The organism is Oricola cellulosilytica (assembly GCF_019966575.1).
GTDB classification, from domain to species: domain Bacteria; phylum Pseudomonadota; class Alphaproteobacteria; order Rhizobiales; family Rhizobiaceae; genus Oricola; species Oricola cellulosilytica.
Genome location: NZ_JAINFK010000001.1, coordinates 840274 through 857741 on the forward strand (window position 1 = coordinate 840274; position 17468 = coordinate 857741).

Consider the following 17468-nt stretch of genomic DNA (forward strand, 5'->3'; position numbering starts at 1 on the left):
CAACGAACTGCTCCTGGATTTCCTTGGGAATGCATATGGATACCATCTACGCCTTGTCGAGCGGAAACACGCCTTCCGGTGTGGCGGTTATTCGCGTGTCTGGAGGCGGGAGTCGGGATATCGTCGAGCTGCACGCAGGTGACTTGCCGGCGCCGCGATCGGCGATTCTACGGTTGATTCGCGACCGGAATGGAAATCCGATTGACCGGGGGATTGTGCTCTGGTTCCCGGGTCCCGGAAGTTTCACGGGTGAAGACTGCGCGGAATTTCATCTTCACGGCGGGCGCGCCGTGGTGGACAGGATGCTTGAGGAACTGGGAGCACACCCCGATTCCCGCATGGCCGAGGCCGGTGAGTTTTCACGTCGGGCGTTTGTGAACGGCAAGTTTGACCTGACCGAGGCGGAGGGACTTGCGGACCTGATTGCGTCGGAGACGGAGGCACAGCGCGTGCTGGCCTTGGCACAGGCATCTGGAGCTCTTCACGATTTGTACAAGGGTTGGCGGGCGAGGCTGCTGCATGGCCAAGCCATGATCGCCGCCGAGATAGATTTCGCCGATGAAGAAGATGTTCCCGGCTCAGTGTCGGCTGAGATCTGGGACGATATGGCGAGTTTGGCAGAGGAGATGCATATCCATCTTGGCGAAGCTCGGCGGGGTTCGGCTATACGGGAGGGATTTCGAATTGCTATCGTTGGCCCGCCAAACGCCGGGAAGTCTAGTCTTCTAAACGCGCTGGCTGGCAGTGATGTTACGATCGTGTCTGACGAGCCGGGAACGACGCGCGATGCGATAGAGGTCCGGCTCTCGATCGCCGGACACCTAGTACTTGTTATCGACACGGCGGGGATCAGAGAAGGAGCCGAGAAGATCGAAGCGGAAGGGATCCGTCGCGCGTTTGTTCGCGCAGCTGACGCCGATCTGGTCCTGCACCTTTCAGAAACGGGTTCCTGGTCGGTCCTCGGAGGCGTTGACGAAGACCGGATATGGCGCGTTCGGTCCAAGCGCGACGTTTCCGGTTCGTGTAACGTGGGCCACGAGGTTGCGGTGTCGACGAAGACGTCCGATGGTTTGCAGGGGCTTCTGGCTATGCTTGAGGAGCATCTCGCGGCGGTCTTGAGCGTTGATGCGATCACATTGCCAACGCGGCAGCGGCACTTCGATAATGTTAAACGGTCCCTCGAGGATCTCAAGACTGCGCTGGAAAATGATGCCGATGCGTTGGAGATACGGGCCGAGGCGCTTCGGGTGTCCGCCGACTATCTGGGCCGTATCATTGGGCATTCCGGCGTTGAGGATATTCTCGGCATCATATTTTCGGAATTTTGTGTCGGTAAATGATGATTCACGTGAAACATCAATTGCTCTGCTACGCGGTATTCGCGGACGCCAGTGCGGTTTGTTTCACGTGAAACATGACTGGCTTGACAGCGTCGATTGGCGGAGCCAAACAGCGGCGTTCGGAATCAGAGATATCTCATGAACCATGAGTTCGATGTCATTGTTATCGGAGGTGGTCACGCAGGCTGCGAGGCAGCGCGCGCGTCGGCGGCGACAGGCGCCCGGACAGCGCTTGTAACGCACTCACGCGATACGATCGGGGTCATGTCCTGCAATCCGGCGATAGGCGGGCTGGGAAAGGGGCACCTGGTACGTGAGATCGATGCGTTTGATGGCTTGATGGGCCGCGTCGCGGACGCCGCAGGGATTCAGTTCCGGATGCTCAACCGTCGAAAGGGACCAGCGGTACGCGGGCCGCGGGCTCAGGCGGACCGGAGTCTTTATCGTCGGGCAATGGAGGAGGAGATCGGCGCGATCGACGGTCTCACGGTGGTCGAGGGCGAGGTCGCCGATGTAGCGCTCGCAGCCGATGGCGTTGTCCGAGGCGTGGTTACGGCCGCCGGCGCTGCGTTCTCTTGCCGAGCGGTTGTATTGACCACGGGAACCTTCCTGCGGGGATTGATTCATATTGGCGAACGTCAAATCCCGGCCGGACGGTTGGGGGAGGGGCCGAGCACAGGACTCTCGTCAACGCTGGAGCGCCTCGGCGTGCCGCTTGCTCGGTTGAAGACCGGCACGCCGCCGCGATTAGACGGGCGAACCATTGATTGGAGTGCCCTCGAGGCGCAGAGAGCCGATGAAAATCCAATTTCCTTTTCTTTCCTGACAGAGAAGATTGCCAATCGTCAGATTGAATGCGGGATTACGCGAACGACCGCGGCTTCCCACGAGGTCATCCGGAGTAACCTCCGCCGCAGCGCTATGTATTCGGGAAGCATCAAGGGCACCGGACCGCGCTACTGCCCCTCGATTGAAGACAAGATCGTGAAATTCGGAGAGCGGGATGGCCATCAGATATTCCTCGAACCGGAAGGGCTTGATGACCACACCGTCTATCCCAATGGCATATCGACATCGCTGCCGGAGGCGGTCCAGGCCGAGTTGCTGAAGACCATCCCGGGCCTTGAACGCGCTGCGATTCTACAGCCGGGCTACGCCATCGAATACGATCACGTGGATCCACGGGCGCTCGAGCCAACGCTGGCACTGCGCGGAGTCGAGGGTTTCTATCTGGCGGGCCAAATCAACGGGACGACTGGTTACGAGGAAGCTGCCGCCCAAGGCTTGGTTGCAGGAATCAATGCGGGTCGGCTGGCCGGCGCGCTAGACCCCGTCGTATTTTCCCGGACGGACTCGTATATCGGCGTGATGGTCGACGATCTCGTTACACGCGGCGTATCGGAGCCGTACCGTATGTTCACGTCACGAGCCGAATATCGGCTCTCGCTCCGTGTCGACAATGCGGATCTCAGGCTGACGCCAAGGGCGATGGCCCTGGGTGTCGTCGGTTCGCGCCGTCGATCAGCATTCGAATCCATGTCCGAAGCGCTTTCCAAAGCGCGCGCAGTTGCCATGGATGGCCAGTTTTCTCCGCAGGAGGCCAATCGATTCGGTCTCGAAATCAACGAAGATGGCGTTCGGCGATCCGGCTACGATCTGCTCTCGTATCCGTCGGTCTCCATGCCTGACCTGATCCGTATCCTCCCCGAACTGGGTGAATTTTCGGCCGATACGCTGGAGCGCCTCGAGATCGAGGCGCAATACGCAGTCTATCTGCGGCGGCAGGCCGCGGAGATCGCAACGGTGAAGAAGGAGGAATTGACGGAAATTCCCCCGGATCTCGAATATGGGCGGATTGCGGGACTTTCGAACGAGTTGCGGCAGAAGCTTGACCTTCGGAGGCCGGAAACGCTTGCGGCGGCGCAGCGTATCGAAGGAATGACTCCGGCTGCGATAGGGTTGATCCTGGCGCATGTGCAGCAGCGTGCCCGCGCCGTGAAGTCGAGAGTGGCCTAAGTTGTTGCAAACGAAAGACTTTCAAGCGGCATATGCGGGGAGCGTTTCACGTGAAACGCTCCACAGGTTGGAGCTCTTCGCCGATCTTTATGCAAAATGGACCCCACGGATCAACCTTACGGCTCCTTCCACGCACGGGGATTTTTGGACGCGCCACATCGGCGACAGTGCCCAACTTCTGGAACTGGCGCCGGATGCAAAGCATTGGATCGATCTTGGGTCCGGCGGCGGATTCCCGGGCATGGTCGTCGCAATATTGCTCGAGAATTCCCAAGACCGGAAGGTGGAATTGGTGGAAAGCAACCGAAAGAAAACCAGCTTCCTGCACGTGGTGAAAACGCAATGTGCGCCCTCATGCGTAATTCGTTCGGAACGTATTGAGGCCGTGGTCGCTCGTACAGAAGCACCGGATATCGTGACCGCACGCGCCTTGGCGCCACTGCCCGCCCTGATCGAGATGATCGCTCCGTGGGCAAGGGCGGGCGCCCGGGCGCTGTTGCACAAAGGCCGTGGATACGCGGCGGAGATTGCAGAAAGCCGTGCAAAATGGGAATTCGATCTGGTAGAGCATAGGAGTCGCGTCGATGCAGATTCCGTTGTTCTCGAAGTTGCGAACCTGCGCCCGGCACTGAACTAAACGCTTATTTTCCGAGGAAGAGATGGCGCATTCGTGCCGGGTGATCACGATAGCGAACCAGAAAGGCGGCGTGGGAAAGACTACGACCGCCATTAATCTGGCCACAGCCTTGGCGGCGATCGGCGAGCGCGTGCTGATCGTCGATCTCGATCCTCAGGGGAATGCGAGCACCGGTCTTGGCATTGATCGCGAGGATCGAGAGATTTCCTCCTATAATGTCATTCTGGGCGAGGCCGATGTCGTGGATGCAGCCATTCCGACCGCCGTTCCGAATTTGTCGGTCGTTCCGTCAACGATGGATCTGCTCGGTGTTGAAATGGAAATCTCGCAACGGGAAGACCGAGTCTTCAGAATGAAGTCTGCGCTTACCCGCGTGTCGGGCCGGTTCACCTATATCTTGGTGGATTGTCCGCCGTCACTCAATTTGCTGACGTTGAACGCGATGGCCGCCGCAAATTCCGTTCTGGTCCCCCTGCAGTGTGAATTTTTCGCCTTGGAAGGCTTGAGCCAGCTGCTCAGTACCGTCGAACAGGTGCGACGTAGCATCAACCCAACGTTATCCATCCAGGGTATCGTCTTGACCATGTTCGACAAGCGCAACAATTTGGCTCTTCAAGTGGTCGAGGATGTACGAACCCACATGGGCGATAAGGTGTACGACACCGTCATTCCTCGCAATGTGCGGGTGTCTGAGGCGCCATCCCACGGCAAACCCGCGATCCTCTACGATTTGAATTGCGCCGGCAGTCAAGCCTATCTCCAACTCGCTTCGGAGGTGATCCGTCGCGAGCGGCATCTAACTGCGGCTTAACCAGAGAGCATCAGAATGGCAGAAGAAGCTTCCCGCAAAAGGCTCGGACGCGGACTTGCGGCGCTGATCGGCGAGATGGACGCTCCCGCGGAGAGTGCGCCGGCGCCCCTGGCCAGTGACAGGACAATGCCGGTCGAGTTCGTTCACCGGAATCGCGATAATCCGCGCCGGGAGTTCTCCGACGAGGAGCTTAACGATCTCGCAAGTTCGATACGCGAACATGGCATCCTGCAGCCAGTTGTCGTGCGTCCATGGCCTGATGATCTCGGCGGAAATTTCCAGATCATCGCGGGTGAACGCCGCTGGCGCGCGGCGCAGCGCGCAGGGCTCACAGAGATCCCGGTTATTGTGCGTGACGTCGACGACAAAACCGCGCTGGAACTTGCAATCATCGAAAACGTCCAGCGGTCCGATCTCAATCCGATCGAAGAGGCGGCAGGGTATCAGAGACTGATCGACGAACACGATTACAGTCAAGCGGAACTCGGAGATGTGATCGGGAAGAGCCGGAGCCACGTCGCCAACACCTTGCGTCTGCTGAAGCTGCCCTTGGCGGTGCAGGAACACGTTCAGCACGGAGAGCTTTCGGCAGGCCACGCGCGCGCATTAGTGACCGCGAAAGAACCCGACACGCTTGCACGGCGGATCATCAACGAGGGGCTGTCGGTGCGCCAAGCGGAATCGCTCGCTCAGGATTCGTCGGCTGGCACAAAAAACCGCGGAAGCCGGCCGACGGCGCAGCCTGAAAAGGACGCCGATACGCTTGCGCTCGAGAAGCTCTTGACGGACCAGCTCGGCCTGCGTGTTTCGATCGTACATGGCGGCAAGGGCGGAGAAGTTCGAATTCGCTACAGCGCCCTTGAGCAGCTTGATTCCCTTTGTCACAGGCTGCAGGGTCTTTAGTCGCCTAAATTTTTTCGGCCGAACCTTCTAGCGGCGGCGTGCGCTTTGTATGGTAATCGCCAATAGTGTCGTCCGCGCGATAGCAACGGAAAGTGCGGATTTCATACGGCTTTCGAGTGTGCACTCCTGCAGGCGTTTCAATGCATTGCGGATTCCAATGTGTGTCCAGCGGCTTAGAGCCGATTCGACCGTCTTGCGCCGCGAAAAAAATACCGGTGGGCGAGCCGTAGCGATCACGGAGGCGGGAGACCGCCTCGAGATATCCATTTCCGAACGCAGGACGTCCAGCTGTTGAAACTGCCGGATCGCCGCGGCTAGAAGCGGCGCCGGGTTGGAGCCGGCTGAAACAAACGCCTGCATCGCGGAATCGAAAGCAGGGAGATCTCCGATGATAACCGCATCGACAACGTCGTCGAAGGAAATAGCCGACGCATCGCCCATGCATGCCCTCGCCATTTCCAGCGTGATCTCGTCTTCGTTGCGGGCGTACAGCATGAGCTTTTCGAGTTCACCCCGAGATGCTCGCCTGTCTCCACCGATGTGTTCCTGGATATAGCGGCGCGCGTCTGTTGAAAGCCGCTTGCCGGACTCGGCCACCGCCGAATCGATCAAAGCGTTCAGTCCCTGGGGGGAATCGGAATAGCAGGGCAATGTGACGCCTGCTTTCGATTTTTCGACTATTGCCCGCAAGGCGGTGCCTTTTTTAAGATCCCCGGCCTCGATGATAACATTTACGGCTTCGGGCGGATCGGTAAGCAATCCGGATATTACGGCCGATATTTCCTTGTGACTGCCGACATTGCGAAGCCATATCAGACGGTCGCCACCGAACATCGCGACGGTGTAGGCTTCATCCGTAAGGCGTGCCGGGTCGCCGACGAGTTCCGACGCATCCAGCTTGATGACCGAAAAGGCGTCATTCAGATCGATGCCTGACTTTCTTGCGAGGAATTCAGCGCGCTCGGATACAAGGCCGCGATCCGGGCCGTAGACGAGAAAGAGAGAGTGACTCGAATCCGGATTATGCAGATAGCGCTCGACGTCGCCGGCCTTGAGTTCAGCCAAATGCGTTCATCCCCTCAGCGCAGTCGCGCGAGATCCGCTGCCAGCAACGCCCGCACCTGCTCTGCCACTTCGCGAGCTGCACGGTTTTCGGCATCCCGCTCGGCGCGGGTGTTGGCAAACTCCTGCACAGAAATATCATACGATGCCGAAGCCATCGTCTGCCGCGAGGAAAGGAGCCTGTTGTCAGCCGACTTCCGCAACGCATAACGAGCGGTCACGTCCACCGTTCGTGAGGTTGGCTCGCCATCGCGGCCCTCCCCACTCCGCTGAATCACGAAAGCGCTCCTCGAGGTCGACGCGACATCTAGGCTGACTTCGAACTCGGCGCTAGACGGCTGGCCGGAACCACCGTTGAGCAGGAAGATCAATTCGTTGCGTAGTTCTTGGCCGATACGGTCCTCAGCAGGCTCAATGTATATCGATGAGATCGGCGCAGCGAAAGCGGACACGGTCGCGGTCCCGGGCGCATAGAGGGGCTGAACCGTACACCCGGAGGATAGCATTGCCAGGGCGGCGATCGTTATCGTCAGGCGACGGCGTTTCATCGAAGCATCAGCTTTCCGGTCGTGGGTCACGCGACAATGTTCACGATGCGGTTCGGAACCACAATGATTTTTTTTGGCGACGCTCCGTCAAGATGATGCCTCACGAAGTCGGTCTCGAGAACGATCGCTTCGACGGCGTCGCGCTCGGCATCCTTGCTTACGACGATCTCGCCGCGCCGCTTGCCATTTATCTGCACTGGAAGCGTGACCGAGTTGTCAACCACGAGGTCGGCATTGAACGTCGGCCAGGGAGTCGCGGCGATCATTTGGTCGTAGCCAAGAGCCTGCCAGCATTCTTCCGCCAGATGGGGCATCACGGGTGCGATCATTTGCATCAAAATGGATAATGCCTCGTGGGTCGCGGCCCTATCGGTCGGTGAACCGTCTTTGGTCTTGTCGACCAGGGGTGCCATCTCGTTGACCAGTTCGTGCACGCGAGCGATGGCGCGATTAAAGGCAAGCCGAGTGAAGTCGTCACCGACGGCCTTCAGCGCCTTATGGACAGCCTTGCGCAGGGCAAGTGCGTCGCCCTTCGCTGAAGACGTGTCACCCGCCGCGACCTTACCGGTGACCGACGAGGCGATGCGCCAAACGCGCTGAACGAAGCGGTGAGCGCCCTCGGCTCCCCGGTCGCTCCACTCGACGTCCCGGTCGGGGGGCGAATCCGAGAGCATGAACCAGCGGGCGGTGTCGGCGCCGTAACTTTGGGTGATATCCTCCGGACCGATCGTGTTCTTCTTCGACTTCGACATTTTTTCCAGAGAACCGATCTCGGCCTCTTCGCCCGTCGCCGCGACGATGGCGCAGCGCCTGCCCCCCCTCTCCTCGAAGCGGATTTCGGACGGCGCGTGCCATTCGGCGTTCGCTCCGTTGCCGGTGCGGTAGGTCTCGTGAACCACCATTCCCTGTGTAAACAGGCCCTTGAATGGTTCCTTGAGGTCGAGGTGGCCGGCCTCGCGCATCGCGCGGGTGAAGAACCGCGAATAGAGAAGGTGCAGAATCGCATGTTCGATGCCGCCGATATACTGGTCCACCGGCAACCAGGCATTTGCCGCCTCGGGAACCGTCGGATCGGCGGCGCGGGGCGCAGTGAAGCGGGCGAAATACCAGGACGAGTCGACGAAGGTGTCCATGGTGTCGGTTTCACGCCGAGCTGGCCTGCCACAGGACGGACAATCGACATGCTTCCAGGAGGAATGCCGGTCGAGCGGGTTGCCGGGCTTTTCGAAATCGATGTTTTCCGGCAATTTCACCGGTAGATCCGCGCGCGCCACCGGCACAACCCCGCAATCCTGGCAGTGGATCATCGGTATCGGGCAGCCCCAATAACGCTGCCGCGAAATACCCCAGTCCCGGAGCCGGAATTGTACGCGGCGTTCTGCTTTCGGGCGGCCGTCAAGCGTTTCGGTCTCGAGTTTGCTGGCGACCGCGTCGAATGCCTGCTTTGGCGTCATGCCGTCGAGAAAGCGGGAATTGATCATCACGCCGTCCTCGATATACGCCTCTTCTGTGATCTGGAACGAGGCCACGTCGGCATCGGCAGGCATCACCACGGGAACGACCGGAAGGTCGTATTTATTCGCGAAGTCGAGGTCGCGCTGATCGCCGGACGGACAACCGAAAATCGCGCCCGTCCCATAGTCCATCAGCACGAAATTTGCGACATAAACCGGCAGCGTCCAGCCGGAATCGAACGGGTGGATCACGCGGATGCCGGTGTCGATGCCCTTCTTTTCGGCAGTTTCAAGCGCCGCGAGCGACGTCCCGGCGCGCTTGCACTCGTCACAGAAGGCAGCGATCTCGGGATTTGACTGCGCCGCCTTTATGGCCAATGGGTGATCGGCGGCAATCGCCATAAAGGATGCGCCGAAAATCGTGTCCGGACGGGTCGTGTAAACCTCCAGTTCCGTTTCACCTGCAGGCGCGGTATCGGCATCGAGTGCCCAGCGCAACTGGAGCCCATGTGACCGGCCGATCCAGTTCCGCTGCATTGTGCGGACCTTCTCCGGCCAGCCGTCGAGTTCGTCGAGTGACTCGAGCAGATCCTGGTTGAACCGGGTGATGCGGAAGAACCATTGGGTGAGATCACGCTGTTCAACCGGCGCGCCCGAACGCCAGCCCCGCCCGTCTATTACCTGCTCGTTGGCCAGCACGGTCATGTCTACTGGATCCCAATTTACCTTGGATTGTTTGCGGTAGACGAGATCCTTTTCGTAAAAATCGAGGAAGAGCGATTGTTGCTGGTGGTAGTAATCGACATCGCAGGTTGCAAACTCGCGCGACCAATCGATCGACAAACCCATCAGTTTCAACTGCTCGCGCATGGTGGCGATGTTCGCGTAGGTCCACTCGCCGGGATGTACACGGTTCTGCATTGCCGCATTTTCCGCCGGCATACCGAAGGCGTCCCAGCCCATCGGATGCAGAACGTTGTAGCCCAGCGCTCGCTTATGCCGAGCAACGACGTCGCCCATCGTGTAGTTGCGCGTGTGGCCGATGTGGATGCGCCCCGATGGATAGGGAAACATCTCCAAGACGTAATATTTGGGGCGGGGGTCATCGTCGCCAGTCTCGAAAAGCTTCGCCTCGGCCCATGCGTTCTGCCACTTGGGCTCGGCTTCGCGCGGGTTGTAGCGTTCGGTCGTCATATGGATGAAACTCTTGAATTCTGCGCGGTGGTGTGCAGTCCTGCGCCGCGATATCAAATCACCGGTCTCTTGCCGTGAAACGACGGGGCCGTCAACAAGCGCCCCCCGCTGTGCCGAGTACGGGGCAGGTCTCGCAGGGAACAGATGACGTCAGCGACGCGACTTCTAGCCGTCAGGGACCGCGTGGCCATTGCATCACGGGACGCCGGTCGGGATTCGTCCAAAGTCCGGCTCGTTGCGGTTTCTAAAACATTCGAGGCCGACGCGATCCGCCCGGTGATTGACGCCGGGCAGCGCGTATTCGGCGAAAACCGTGTGCAGGAGGCGCAGGCCAAGTGGCCGGAGATGAAGGCCGAATTCCCCGATATCGAACTGCATCTCATCGGTCCGCTGCAATCCAACAAGGCGAAAGACGCGGTGGCGCTTTTTGATGTGATCGAGACGATTGATCGCGATAAGATCGCCCGGGCGGTCGCAGGCGAAATGAAGAAGCAGGCACGACACCCTCGGCTCTACGTGCAGGTGAACACCGGCCTGGAAGAGCAGAAGGCCGGTGTCGCACCCGACGATTGTGCGACGTTCCTGGCGCTTTGTCGCCATGATCTGGGGCTGGCAATCGAGGGGCTCATGTGCATTCCCCCGGCCGACGAGAATCCAGGTCCGCACTTCGCATTGCTCCGCAAGCTAGCGACCGAAAACGGCGTATCGAAACTCTCGATGGGGATGTCGGGCGATTTCGAGACCGCAATTGCCTTTGGTGCGACGAGCATACGTATTGGTTCCGCGATCTTCGGCGAGCGGTAAGCCGACTGTCTGCTCCAATGCAACCGATGACCTGACAAAACGTTCTGAATCGGGCATGTTCGCGCCAGTTAGCGGATATCGGCAATCTTGCGGAGGATAATCAATGAAATTCGGAATAACGAAGCGCCTCTTGGGTACCGCTGCTGCGCTGGCACTCCTTGGCGGTTCAGCCGCAGCCGCGCAGTGTGGAAACGATGCCGGGGGTTTCGAAATCTGGAAACAGCAATTCGCGCAGGAAGCCAGATCCCGGGGCATCGGCCAGCGCGGACTTCAGGCGCTGGCGGGTGCCCAGTATGCGACAAAGACGATCGCGGCCGACCGAAACCAGAAGACTTTTCGATATTCGCTGGACAAGTTCATGAAGGTTAGAGGCGCGGACACGATCGTCGCACAGGGCCGCAAGCAGAAGGTCGCGAACGCGCAGTTGTTTGCGGCTCTCGAACAACGCTACGGCGTGCCGCCAGGACCGCTGATCGCCATTCACGGAATGGAGACCGGATTCGGCCGATTCATGGGGGACGCCAACGTGCTTTCGGCGATTGCGACACTCGCCTATGACTGCCGGCGGTCAGCCTTCTTCACCACGCATCTCTATGCAGCATTGCAGCTCATTGATCGGGGGGTGCTCTCGTCGACCACTCGCGGCGCGATGCACGGCGAGGTCGGTCACACACAATTCCTGCCCGCCAACGTGATGCAATACGGCGTCGACGGCGACGGCAATGGGCGCCTCGACCTAACCTCCAAGGCAGACGCGCTGGCCTCGACGGCCAATTTCCTGCGGGCGCACGGTTGGCGTGCAGGAGCGGGTTACCAGCCAGGGCAAAGCAATTTCCGCGCTATTCAGGGCTGGAATGCCGCCAGCGTGTACCAGCAGGCAATCGCGATCATCGCCGCGCGGATCGACGGGTAACGGCAAAGAGCCCGCGGCCGGTTTCGCAGCCACGGGCTCTAATAGCAGCGCTTTCGAGAATGGAAGCGGTTAACCTTCCTTCGGCTCGAGAACCTGACGACCGCGATACATGCCCGACTTCAGGTCGATATGATGCGGACGGCGAAGTTCACCGGAATCCTTGTCCTCGACATAGGATGGATTCTTAAGTGCATCGGTGGAACGACGCATCCCGCGCTTGGAGCGGGTTACCTTTCGCTTGGGAACTGCCATTACGGTCTCCATTCAACCGGGCGAATGAACGGACTGGCCAGTCCAGCTCGAAGTCGCCCTCATTTTTCATGAAAAAGATTGCGCGCCTATACACGCTTGTCGGTACGTTGACCAGACTTGCGAGGAAAAATTGTGAGTCCGTCAATCAAGGCAGCCGGTATGGCCGCCAGCCTTGGCGGCTCGCGCCTGGATAATGTCGGCCAGTCGGCTCATGCCGGGCCCGGGGGAGGCGGGATTGCGCTCTTTTGGATTGGGCAGTGCGACGGTCAGAAGGGCGGCCTCCCGCGGCGAGAGTTCGGTGGGATGCTTGCCGAAATAGGCTTGGCTCGCCGCCGCCACTCCGTAGGTCGCGATGCCCCATTCGGCAATGTTGAGATAGATCTCGAGAACGCGCTTCTTCGGAACGACCAGATCGAACCAGATCGCCAGTGGTATTTCCAATCCCTTCCGAATGAAGGATCGCGAGTTCCAGAGGAACAGGTTCTTCACTGTCTGCATGGTGATGGTTGACGCGCCGCGGGCGCGTTCGCCTTCCAAGGCCTCGTTGATCACCTCGTTAAGCGCACCCCAGTCGACGCCTTGATGGGAGCAAAACTGGCCATCTTCCGACATGATGACGGATTGCACGAGAACAGGCGCGACATCGTCGATGTCGATCCATTGGCGGTGGAATGGCCGGAAGGTGAATCTGTCAACCAACATTAGCATCGAAACGGGCCGCGTAAACTCTAAGCGGTAAAGCAGGGTCAGCGCGAGCGGCAACATCGCGAGGCCGATTGCCACAAGCAGAAGCATTCGCAGAAAGCCGCGCTTCCGCCCTCCGCTCGCTCGCGGTCGCGACTCGCTCCTGACGCGCGGCGCTGACCGTCCGCCCTTCTTACTGGTGGCCAAATATCACCCGCCCATCTGTCAAACATCGGTTGGCCAGCGTCGTACCGCGTATCGATTCGGTATTGAAGTAAAATGAAATGCCTGTGTGGTCGAATGCACTGGGCCGGGTCGGCAGCTTGACGCGGACCCGCCAACCCGCCATCGAGTGGGCATGAGAGCCGATGAATTCTCCACATATCTGTCCGGACGGGCGAGCGAAGTGGACGCCTTTCTGTCTTCCCGCCTTGGTGAGAAAACTCTGCCGGGGGAAAGGGTCCGCCCGCCACGCCTGCTTGCCGCGATCCGCCATGGTGTACTGAATGGGGGCAAGCGATTCCGCCCATTTCTGCTGCTCGAGACAGCAAAGCTGTTCGATGCCGACGACGACGGGGCGCTTTACGCTGCTGCTGCGCTTGAATGCGTCCACTGTTATTCGCTGATCCACGACGATCTTCCAGCAATGGACGATGACGACATGCGGCGGGGGGCACCGACGGTACATCGCGCCTTCGACGAGGCGTCTGCAATTCTGGCCGGCGACAGTCTCCTGACGTTGGCGTTCGACCTTGTGACCGATGAGGCGAGCGGATTTGACGGTGAAACCCGCGCCGCGCTTGCTAACCGTCTGGCGCGGGCCGCCGGGCTGGGCGGCATGGCGGGCGGCCAGGCGCTGGATTTGCAGGCGTCTACGAGCCGGCTGGACGAAGCGGGCGTAATGACATTGCAGGCCATGAAGACCGGGGCGCTGATCCGCTTTGCCTGCGAGGCGGGTGGAGTTATAGGCGGGGCGACGGACAGCCAACTCGACCGGCTATGCATCTATGGAGAGAAGGTCGGTCTCGCGTTTCAGCTTGCAGACGATCTTCTCGATATGACCCAGTCGGCAAGCGTGATGGGTAAGGCCACGGGAAAGGATGCGGCTCAGGGGAAAGCGACGCTGGCAAGCCTGAACGGCGAGGATTGGGCCCGACGAAAACTCGATGAATTCGTCTCAGAGGCTGAGGACCTGGCAAAATCTTTCGGCGAAGCTGGCTCATCGCTTGCTGGAGCCGCGCGCTTTGTCGCCAGCCGGAGACTTTGACGGGCCACGTGGCCGGCTAGTTCTTTACGACAACGCATGCCCCCCCGGCGACTCGCAGGCGATTGCAGATGTCACCTGCTTCACGGCGGTTCGAGGCTCCGATCTGGATGACATGGAGGGGTTTTCGGCCCATAGCGCTGGGCATGGTGAAGACGGCCGGTCTGCTTTCTCCGACGATCGCTGCATGGCGGATGCGGATTTGCGACCATTTGCGCATGACAACGGATCGATCGAAGTGTCCGGCGACCTGAGCGCCCCAAGCCGGTTTGGGCGCACGGACCAGGAGTGTTCCGCTCGCTGGTTTGGTTGGCAACGCACGACAGGCTTCCTCGAAAGACTTCTCGTCGCTCAGCGGCTTCTGAGGCTCATCCGATGCGCTCTTTCGAAAACTCTCGACAGGCTTTCCCAAGATCGACAGCACGTAGTTCTCCGTCTCGAGAGGTAAATTCCCTCCCTTGTCGATCCACCGCGCTACGCGTTCTTCGCCTGAGTTGTAGGCCGCGGCCGCCAGGCCGAGATTGCCAAACATGGAGCGTAGAAAGGCAAGGTACTCTGCGGAGGCCGGAATCGCTTCGCGGGGATCGAACGCGTTTCGCAGGCCACGCCGCAATGCGGTGGCGGGCATGAATTGCGCGATCCCCTCGGCGCCGACAGGGGATACGGCGTTTGAGTCAAAGCGGCTCTCCTGCCAAATTAGCCGTGCGAAATACGACCGCGGAATGTCATGTTTGTCCGCCGACCCCGCAATCAGAAGACAAATGTCGGCGACGGACATACCTGGCGCCGGTGCCTCCGGTTCGACGCGTTCGAGCGTCCCAGACCTATCGGCGCCCGGCTGGAAAGGCAGGATGACCCGCACCTCCTCAGCGTGAGCAGTTGCCAGAGAAAGAAACGCTATCAGCGGAGCGATGTATCTGACCGGGCGGCTATTCATCGCTGCTCACCCCCGTTCTTACCCGGCTGTAGGAGTCCGGGCCTTGCCGTAGTGCTGCTCAATATAGTCGCTGACCATGTCTTGGAAATCCTTGGCGATGGTCGGTCCACGGAGGGTAGCCGCTTTCTTGCCGTCGATGAAGACGGGAGCGGCCGGCGACTCGCCGGTGCCTGGAAGCGAGATTCCGATATTGGCGTGTTTCGATTCGCCGGGACCGTTGACGATGCAGCCCATCACCGCAACCTGAAGGTTCTCGACGCCAGGATACTTATTACGCCAAACGGGCATGTTGCGGCGCAGATCGTCCTCGATTTGCCGGGCGAGTTCCTGAAATACGGTCGATGTGGTCCGCCCGCAACCCGGACAGGCAGCGACGACGGGAACGAATTGCCGGAAACCCATGGTTTGCAACAACTCCTGCGCGACCTGAACCTCGCGCGTGCGGTCTCCTCCCGGCTCGGGCGTCAGCGAGATGCGGATGGTATCGCCAATTCCGTGCTGGAGCAGAATGCCCATGGCCGCTGAAGAGGCAACAATGCCCTTGGATCCCATGCCCGCCTCAGTCAGCCCCAGATGCAGTGCGTGGTCGGTGCGGCCAGCGAGTTCGATATAGACTGCGATCAGGTCCTGCACTTGGCTGACCTTGGCTGACAAGATAATTTTCGAGCGGGGAAGGCCTATGGACTCGGCGAGTTCCGCTGAAATTAGGGCCGACTGGACGATCGCTTCGCGGGTGACCTCGCGCGCGCTCATCGGCGATCCGCGATCCTGATTGTCATCCATGAGACGGGTGAGAAGCTCCTGATCAAGCGAGCCCCAATTGACGCCGATGCGAACTGGCTTGTCATGGCGGATTGCCATCTCGACGATCTCGGTGAACTGGCGGTCGCGCTTTTCGCGAAAACCGACATTGCCTGGGTTGATGCGGTACTTGGCGAGCGCCTCCGCACAAGCCGGATGGTCTGCGAGGAGCTTGTGGCCGATATAGTGGAAGTCCCCCACAAGTGGCACGTCGAGACCGAGCCTCTCAAGCCGCTCCCGGATTCGGGGAACGGCGGCGGCGCTGTCGTCACGGTCAACCGTAAGACGGACGATTTCGGAGCCGGCGCGATGCAGCGCGGCGACTTGGGCAACGGTCGCATCGATATCTGCCGTGTCCGTGTTCGTCATCGACTGGACCACCACCGGCGCGGTACCGCCGACCATGACGCCGCCGACCGCAACACCAACCGTATGACGGCGCGGCTGCGGCTCGCGCAGTATCCTCAGATCGGAAGGCTGTTCGCGGTTGATGGCCAAGTGGGTCATGGAATGTCGGTCCGTGCTTTCCTGGGTTCTTAAGGCTTCCCGCCGCTCGCGGCAATTGCAGGTAGAGGCATCAAGTGCGTCTCACCCAAACGCGGCGGTCCACTCTTTCTCATCAAAACCGGTCAGAACCACTTCTCCGTCGGTGGCGACCGGACGCTTGATCAGACGGGGATCGGCCGCCATGGCGGCGATCCGGGCCTCGTCGTTCGCTTCGATCTTCGCGCGGTCCTCGTCTGCGAGCTTCCTGAAGGTTTGCGAGCGCATGTTGAAAACCCGTTCAATCCCCGCGACTTTCACCCATTCGGTGAGTTCCCTGCGCAAGTTCGGAACCTTGGAGAAATGCGCGTATTCTGCCTCGATCTTGTGGGTATCGGCCCATTCACATCCCCGCCTCACCGTAGTGCAACCGGGGTAACCATAGATTCGTATCGGCATCGTCGCTTCATCTCGCTTCAAGCGAACCAATTGGCCGCTAATGTGTTATGTAGTGCGCCGCAAAAGTTTTTGATGCAATGCAGCAGAAGAAGTGACCGCCAACTGAGGGAAATCGCTTGAAATGGCAAGAACCAAGACCGCCGTCGTCACGGGCTCGAATTCCGGCATCGGATTGGGCATTGCCCAGGCGCTGGCAGCCGAGCACCACAATGTGGTTCTCAATTCCTATTCCGACAAGGACGAGGATCACGCCCTTGCCGAGGAAATCGCCGAAAGGTACGCCAACAAGACTGTCTACATCCAGGCTGACCTGTCGAACGGCGAGGCGTGCCGCTCGCTGATCGAGCAGGCGGCCATGAAGTTCGGCAGCGTTGACATTCTGGTCAACAACGCCGGCATCCAGCACGTTGCGCCGATCGAGAAATTCCCTACCGCAAAGTGGGACGCGATCATTGCGATCAACATGAATTCAGCGTTTCACACGGCTGCTGTTGCCGTGCCCATGATGCGGACGAACGGATGGGGTCGGGTAATCAACATTGCTTCGGCGCATGGTCTGACCGCATCTCCGTACAAATCAGCCTACGTGACGGCAAAGCATGGCGTGGTTGGCCTCACCAAGGTCGTTGCGCTTGAAACCGCGGAGGATCCGATTACCTGTAACGCGATCTGCCCTGGTTATGTGCTGACGCCGCTGGTGGAGGAGCAGATCCCCGACACCATGAAAGAGTACGACATGGACCGCGAAACAGTCATTCGCGAGGTCCTGCTCAAGCGCCAGCCGTCGAAGGAATTCGCGACCGTTGAGCAACTCGGAGGAACGGTGCTCTTCCTGACCTCCGATCATGCAGCGCAAATTACCGGCACGACGATTTCCGTCGATGGCGGATGGACCGCACTTTAGCG

The 17468-nt window shown here is 59.8% G+C and carries 17 protein-coding genes; 9 read left to right on the forward strand and 8 right to left on the reverse strand.

Annotated features, from left to right (window positions below; all coding sequences use genetic code 11):
- The first annotated feature begins 35 nt into the window (after positions 1 to 35).
- The 5 genes from mnmE (at position 36) to LC298_RS04070 (ending at position 5707) form a co-directional block, all read left to right on the forward strand.
- Positions 36 to 1340 carry a tRNA uridine-5-carboxymethylaminomethyl(34) synthesis GTPase MnmE gene (gene mnmE, locus LC298_RS04050; protein ID WP_223385527.1) on the forward strand — a complete coding sequence of 435 codons (1305 nt, stop codon included), beginning with the start codon at positions 36 to 38 and terminating at the stop codon, positions 1338 to 1340.
- Positions 1341 to 1478: 138 nt separating this feature from the next.
- Complete coding sequence (mnmG, locus tag LC298_RS04055) at positions 1479 to 3356, forward strand: tRNA uridine-5-carboxymethylaminomethyl(34) synthesis enzyme MnmG (RefSeq protein WP_131564432.1); 1878 nt, start codon at positions 1479 to 1481, stop codon at positions 3354 to 3356.
- Between the two features lies 1 nt (position 3357).
- Positions 3358 to 3993 (forward strand): 16S rRNA (guanine(527)-N(7))-methyltransferase RsmG, encoded by a 636-nt coding sequence (gene rsmG, locus LC298_RS04060; protein WP_223385528.1) that lies wholly within the window; start codon positions 3358 to 3360, stop codon positions 3991 to 3993.
- A gap of 22 nt (positions 3994 to 4015) precedes the next feature.
- A complete protein-coding gene (locus LC298_RS04065; RefSeq protein WP_131564430.1) occupies positions 4016 to 4804 on the forward strand; it encodes a ParA family protein in 789 nt (262 codons plus the stop codon).
- 15 nt (positions 4805 to 4819) lie between these two features.
- On the forward strand, positions 4820 to 5707 hold the full coding sequence (locus LC298_RS04070) for a ParB/RepB/Spo0J family partition protein (RefSeq protein WP_131564428.1): 888 nt from the start codon (positions 4820 to 4822) through the stop codon (positions 5705 to 5707).
- A gap of 27 nt (positions 5708 to 5734) precedes the next feature.
- Here LC298_RS04070 and holA read toward each other — a convergent pair whose 3' ends face one another.
- The 3 genes from holA to leuS are packed head-to-tail and all read right to left on the reverse strand — an operon-like array spanning position 5735 to position 9965.
- The gene (gene holA, locus LC298_RS04075; protein WP_131564426.1) at positions 5735 to 6772 is read right to left on the reverse strand and encodes a DNA polymerase III subunit delta; all 1038 of its coding nucleotides are present in this window, start codon (positions 6770 to 6772) and stop codon (positions 5735 to 5737) included.
- A 14-nt stretch (positions 6773 to 6786) separates the two neighbouring features.
- Positions 6787 to 7317, reverse strand: coding sequence for an LPS assembly lipoprotein LptE (gene lptE, locus LC298_RS04080; protein WP_131564424.1), 531 nt, complete (start codon positions 7315 to 7317; stop codon positions 6787 to 6789).
- A 26-nt stretch (positions 7318 to 7343) separates the two neighbouring features.
- Positions 7344 to 9965: a leucine--tRNA ligase gene (gene leuS, locus LC298_RS04085; RefSeq protein WP_131564422.1), complete on the reverse strand. Its 2622-nt coding sequence runs from the start codon at positions 9963 to 9965 to the stop codon at positions 7344 to 7346.
- A gap of 144 nt (positions 9966 to 10109) precedes the next feature.
- Here leuS and LC298_RS04090 point away from each other — a divergent pair, with 144 nt between their 5' ends.
- Positions 10110 to 10769 (forward strand): YggS family pyridoxal phosphate-dependent enzyme, encoded by a 660-nt coding sequence (locus LC298_RS04090; RefSeq protein WP_131564420.1) that lies wholly within the window; start codon positions 10110 to 10112, stop codon positions 10767 to 10769.
- Positions 10770 to 10872: 103 nt separating this feature from the next.
- Positions 10873 to 11682 carry a lytic murein transglycosylase gene (locus LC298_RS04095; protein ID WP_131564418.1) on the forward strand — a complete coding sequence of 270 codons (810 nt, stop codon included), beginning with the start codon at positions 10873 to 10875 and terminating at the stop codon, positions 11680 to 11682.
- Positions 11683 to 11751: 69 nt separating this feature from the next.
- Here the strand turns inward: LC298_RS04095 and rpmF are convergent, their stop codons facing one another.
- Both rpmF and LC298_RS04105 read right to left on the reverse strand, forming a co-directional pair.
- On the reverse strand, positions 11752 to 11934 hold the full coding sequence (gene rpmF / locus LC298_RS04100) for a 50S ribosomal protein L32 (RefSeq protein ID WP_131564416.1): 183 nt from the start codon (positions 11932 to 11934) through the stop codon (positions 11752 to 11754).
- 141 nt (positions 11935 to 12075) lie between these two features.
- Positions 12076 to 12729, reverse strand: coding sequence for a biosynthetic peptidoglycan transglycosylase (locus LC298_RS04105; RefSeq protein ID WP_131564414.1), 654 nt, complete (start codon positions 12727 to 12729; stop codon positions 12076 to 12078).
- A 247-nt stretch (positions 12730 to 12976) separates the two neighbouring features.
- On the opposite strand from LC298_RS04105, the gene LC298_RS04110 reads away from it, so the two are divergent.
- Positions 12977 to 13885 (forward strand): polyprenyl synthetase family protein, encoded by a 909-nt coding sequence (locus LC298_RS04110; RefSeq protein ID WP_131564412.1) that lies wholly within the window; start codon positions 12977 to 12979, stop codon positions 13883 to 13885.
- A gap of 16 nt (positions 13886 to 13901) precedes the next feature.
- Here LC298_RS04110 and LC298_RS04115 read toward each other — a convergent pair whose 3' ends face one another.
- The 3 genes from LC298_RS04115 to LC298_RS04125 form a co-directional block, all read right to left on the reverse strand.
- Complete coding sequence (locus LC298_RS04115) at positions 13902 to 14819, reverse strand: lytic transglycosylase domain-containing protein (protein ID WP_131564410.1); 918 nt, start codon at positions 14817 to 14819, stop codon at positions 13902 to 13904.
- Between the two features lie 18 nt (positions 14820 to 14837).
- Positions 14838 to 16127, reverse strand: a complete 1290-nt coding sequence (gene ispG / locus LC298_RS04120; protein WP_131564408.1) for a flavodoxin-dependent (E)-4-hydroxy-3-methylbut-2-enyl-diphosphate synthase — start codon at positions 16125 to 16127, stop codon at positions 14838 to 14840.
- An 81-nt stretch (positions 16128 to 16208) separates the two neighbouring features.
- Complete coding sequence (locus tag LC298_RS04125; RefSeq protein ID WP_131564406.1) at positions 16209 to 16562, reverse strand: arsenate reductase family protein; 354 nt, start codon at positions 16560 to 16562, stop codon at positions 16209 to 16211.
- Between the two features lie 121 nt (positions 16563 to 16683).
- Between LC298_RS04125 and LC298_RS04130 the strand changes: the two genes are divergently transcribed.
- Positions 16684 to 17466, forward strand: a complete 783-nt coding sequence (locus LC298_RS04130; RefSeq protein ID WP_131564404.1) for a 3-hydroxybutyrate dehydrogenase — start codon at positions 16684 to 16686, stop codon at positions 17464 to 17466.
- Positions 17467 to 17468 lie beyond the last annotated feature (2 nt).

Excerpts from the sequence above, each read along its gene's own strand:
- LC298_RS04095 (WP_131564418.1), top strand. The coding sequence starts at position 10,873 with ATGAAATTCGGAATAACGAAGCGCCTCTTGGGTACCGCTGCTGCGCTG.
- leuS (WP_131564422.1), bottom strand. The coding sequence starts at position 9,965 with ATGACGACCGAACGCTACAACCCGCGCGAAGCCGAGCCCAAGTGGCAG.
- mnmE (WP_223385527.1), top strand. The coding sequence starts at position 36 with ATGGATACCATCTACGCCTTGTCGAGCGGAAACACGCCTTCCGGTGTG.
- LC298_RS04110 (WP_131564412.1), top strand. The coding sequence starts at position 12,977 with ATGAGAGCCGATGAATTCTCCACATATCTGTCCGGACGGGCGAGCGAA.
- rpmF (WP_131564416.1), bottom strand. The coding sequence starts at position 11,934 with ATGGCAGTTCCCAAGCGAAAGGTAACCCGCTCCAAGCGCGGGATGCGT.
- LC298_RS04105 (WP_131564414.1), bottom strand. The coding sequence starts at position 12,729 with ATGCTTCTGCTTGTGGCAATCGGCCTCGCGATGTTGCCGCTCGCGCTG.
- LC298_RS04125 (WP_131564406.1), bottom strand. The coding sequence starts at position 16,562 with ATGCCGATACGAATCTATGGTTACCCCGGTTGCACTACGGTGAGGCGG.
- LC298_RS04090 (WP_131564420.1), top strand. The coding sequence starts at position 10,110 with ATGACGTCAGCGACGCGACTTCTAGCCGTCAGGGACCGCGTGGCCATT.
- LC298_RS04115 (WP_131564410.1), bottom strand. The coding sequence starts at position 14,819 with ATGAATAGCCGCCCGGTCAGATACATCGCTCCGCTGATAGCGTTTCTT.
- LC298_RS04070 (WP_131564428.1), top strand. The coding sequence starts at position 4,820 with ATGGCAGAAGAAGCTTCCCGCAAAAGGCTCGGACGCGGACTTGCGGCG.
- lptE (WP_131564424.1), bottom strand. The coding sequence starts at position 7,317 with ATGAAACGCCGTCGCCTGACGATAACGATCGCCGCCCTGGCAATGCTA.
- LC298_RS04130 (WP_131564404.1), top strand. The coding sequence starts at position 16,684 with ATGGCAAGAACCAAGACCGCCGTCGTCACGGGCTCGAATTCCGGCATC.
- ispG (WP_131564408.1), bottom strand. The coding sequence starts at position 16,127 with ATGACCCACTTGGCCATCAACCGCGAACAGCCTTCCGATCTGAGGATA.
- mnmG (WP_131564432.1), top strand. The coding sequence starts at position 1,479 with ATGAACCATGAGTTCGATGTCATTGTTATCGGAGGTGGTCACGCAGGC.
- LC298_RS04065 (WP_131564430.1), top strand. The coding sequence starts at position 4,016 with ATGGCGCATTCGTGCCGGGTGATCACGATAGCGAACCAGAAAGGCGGC.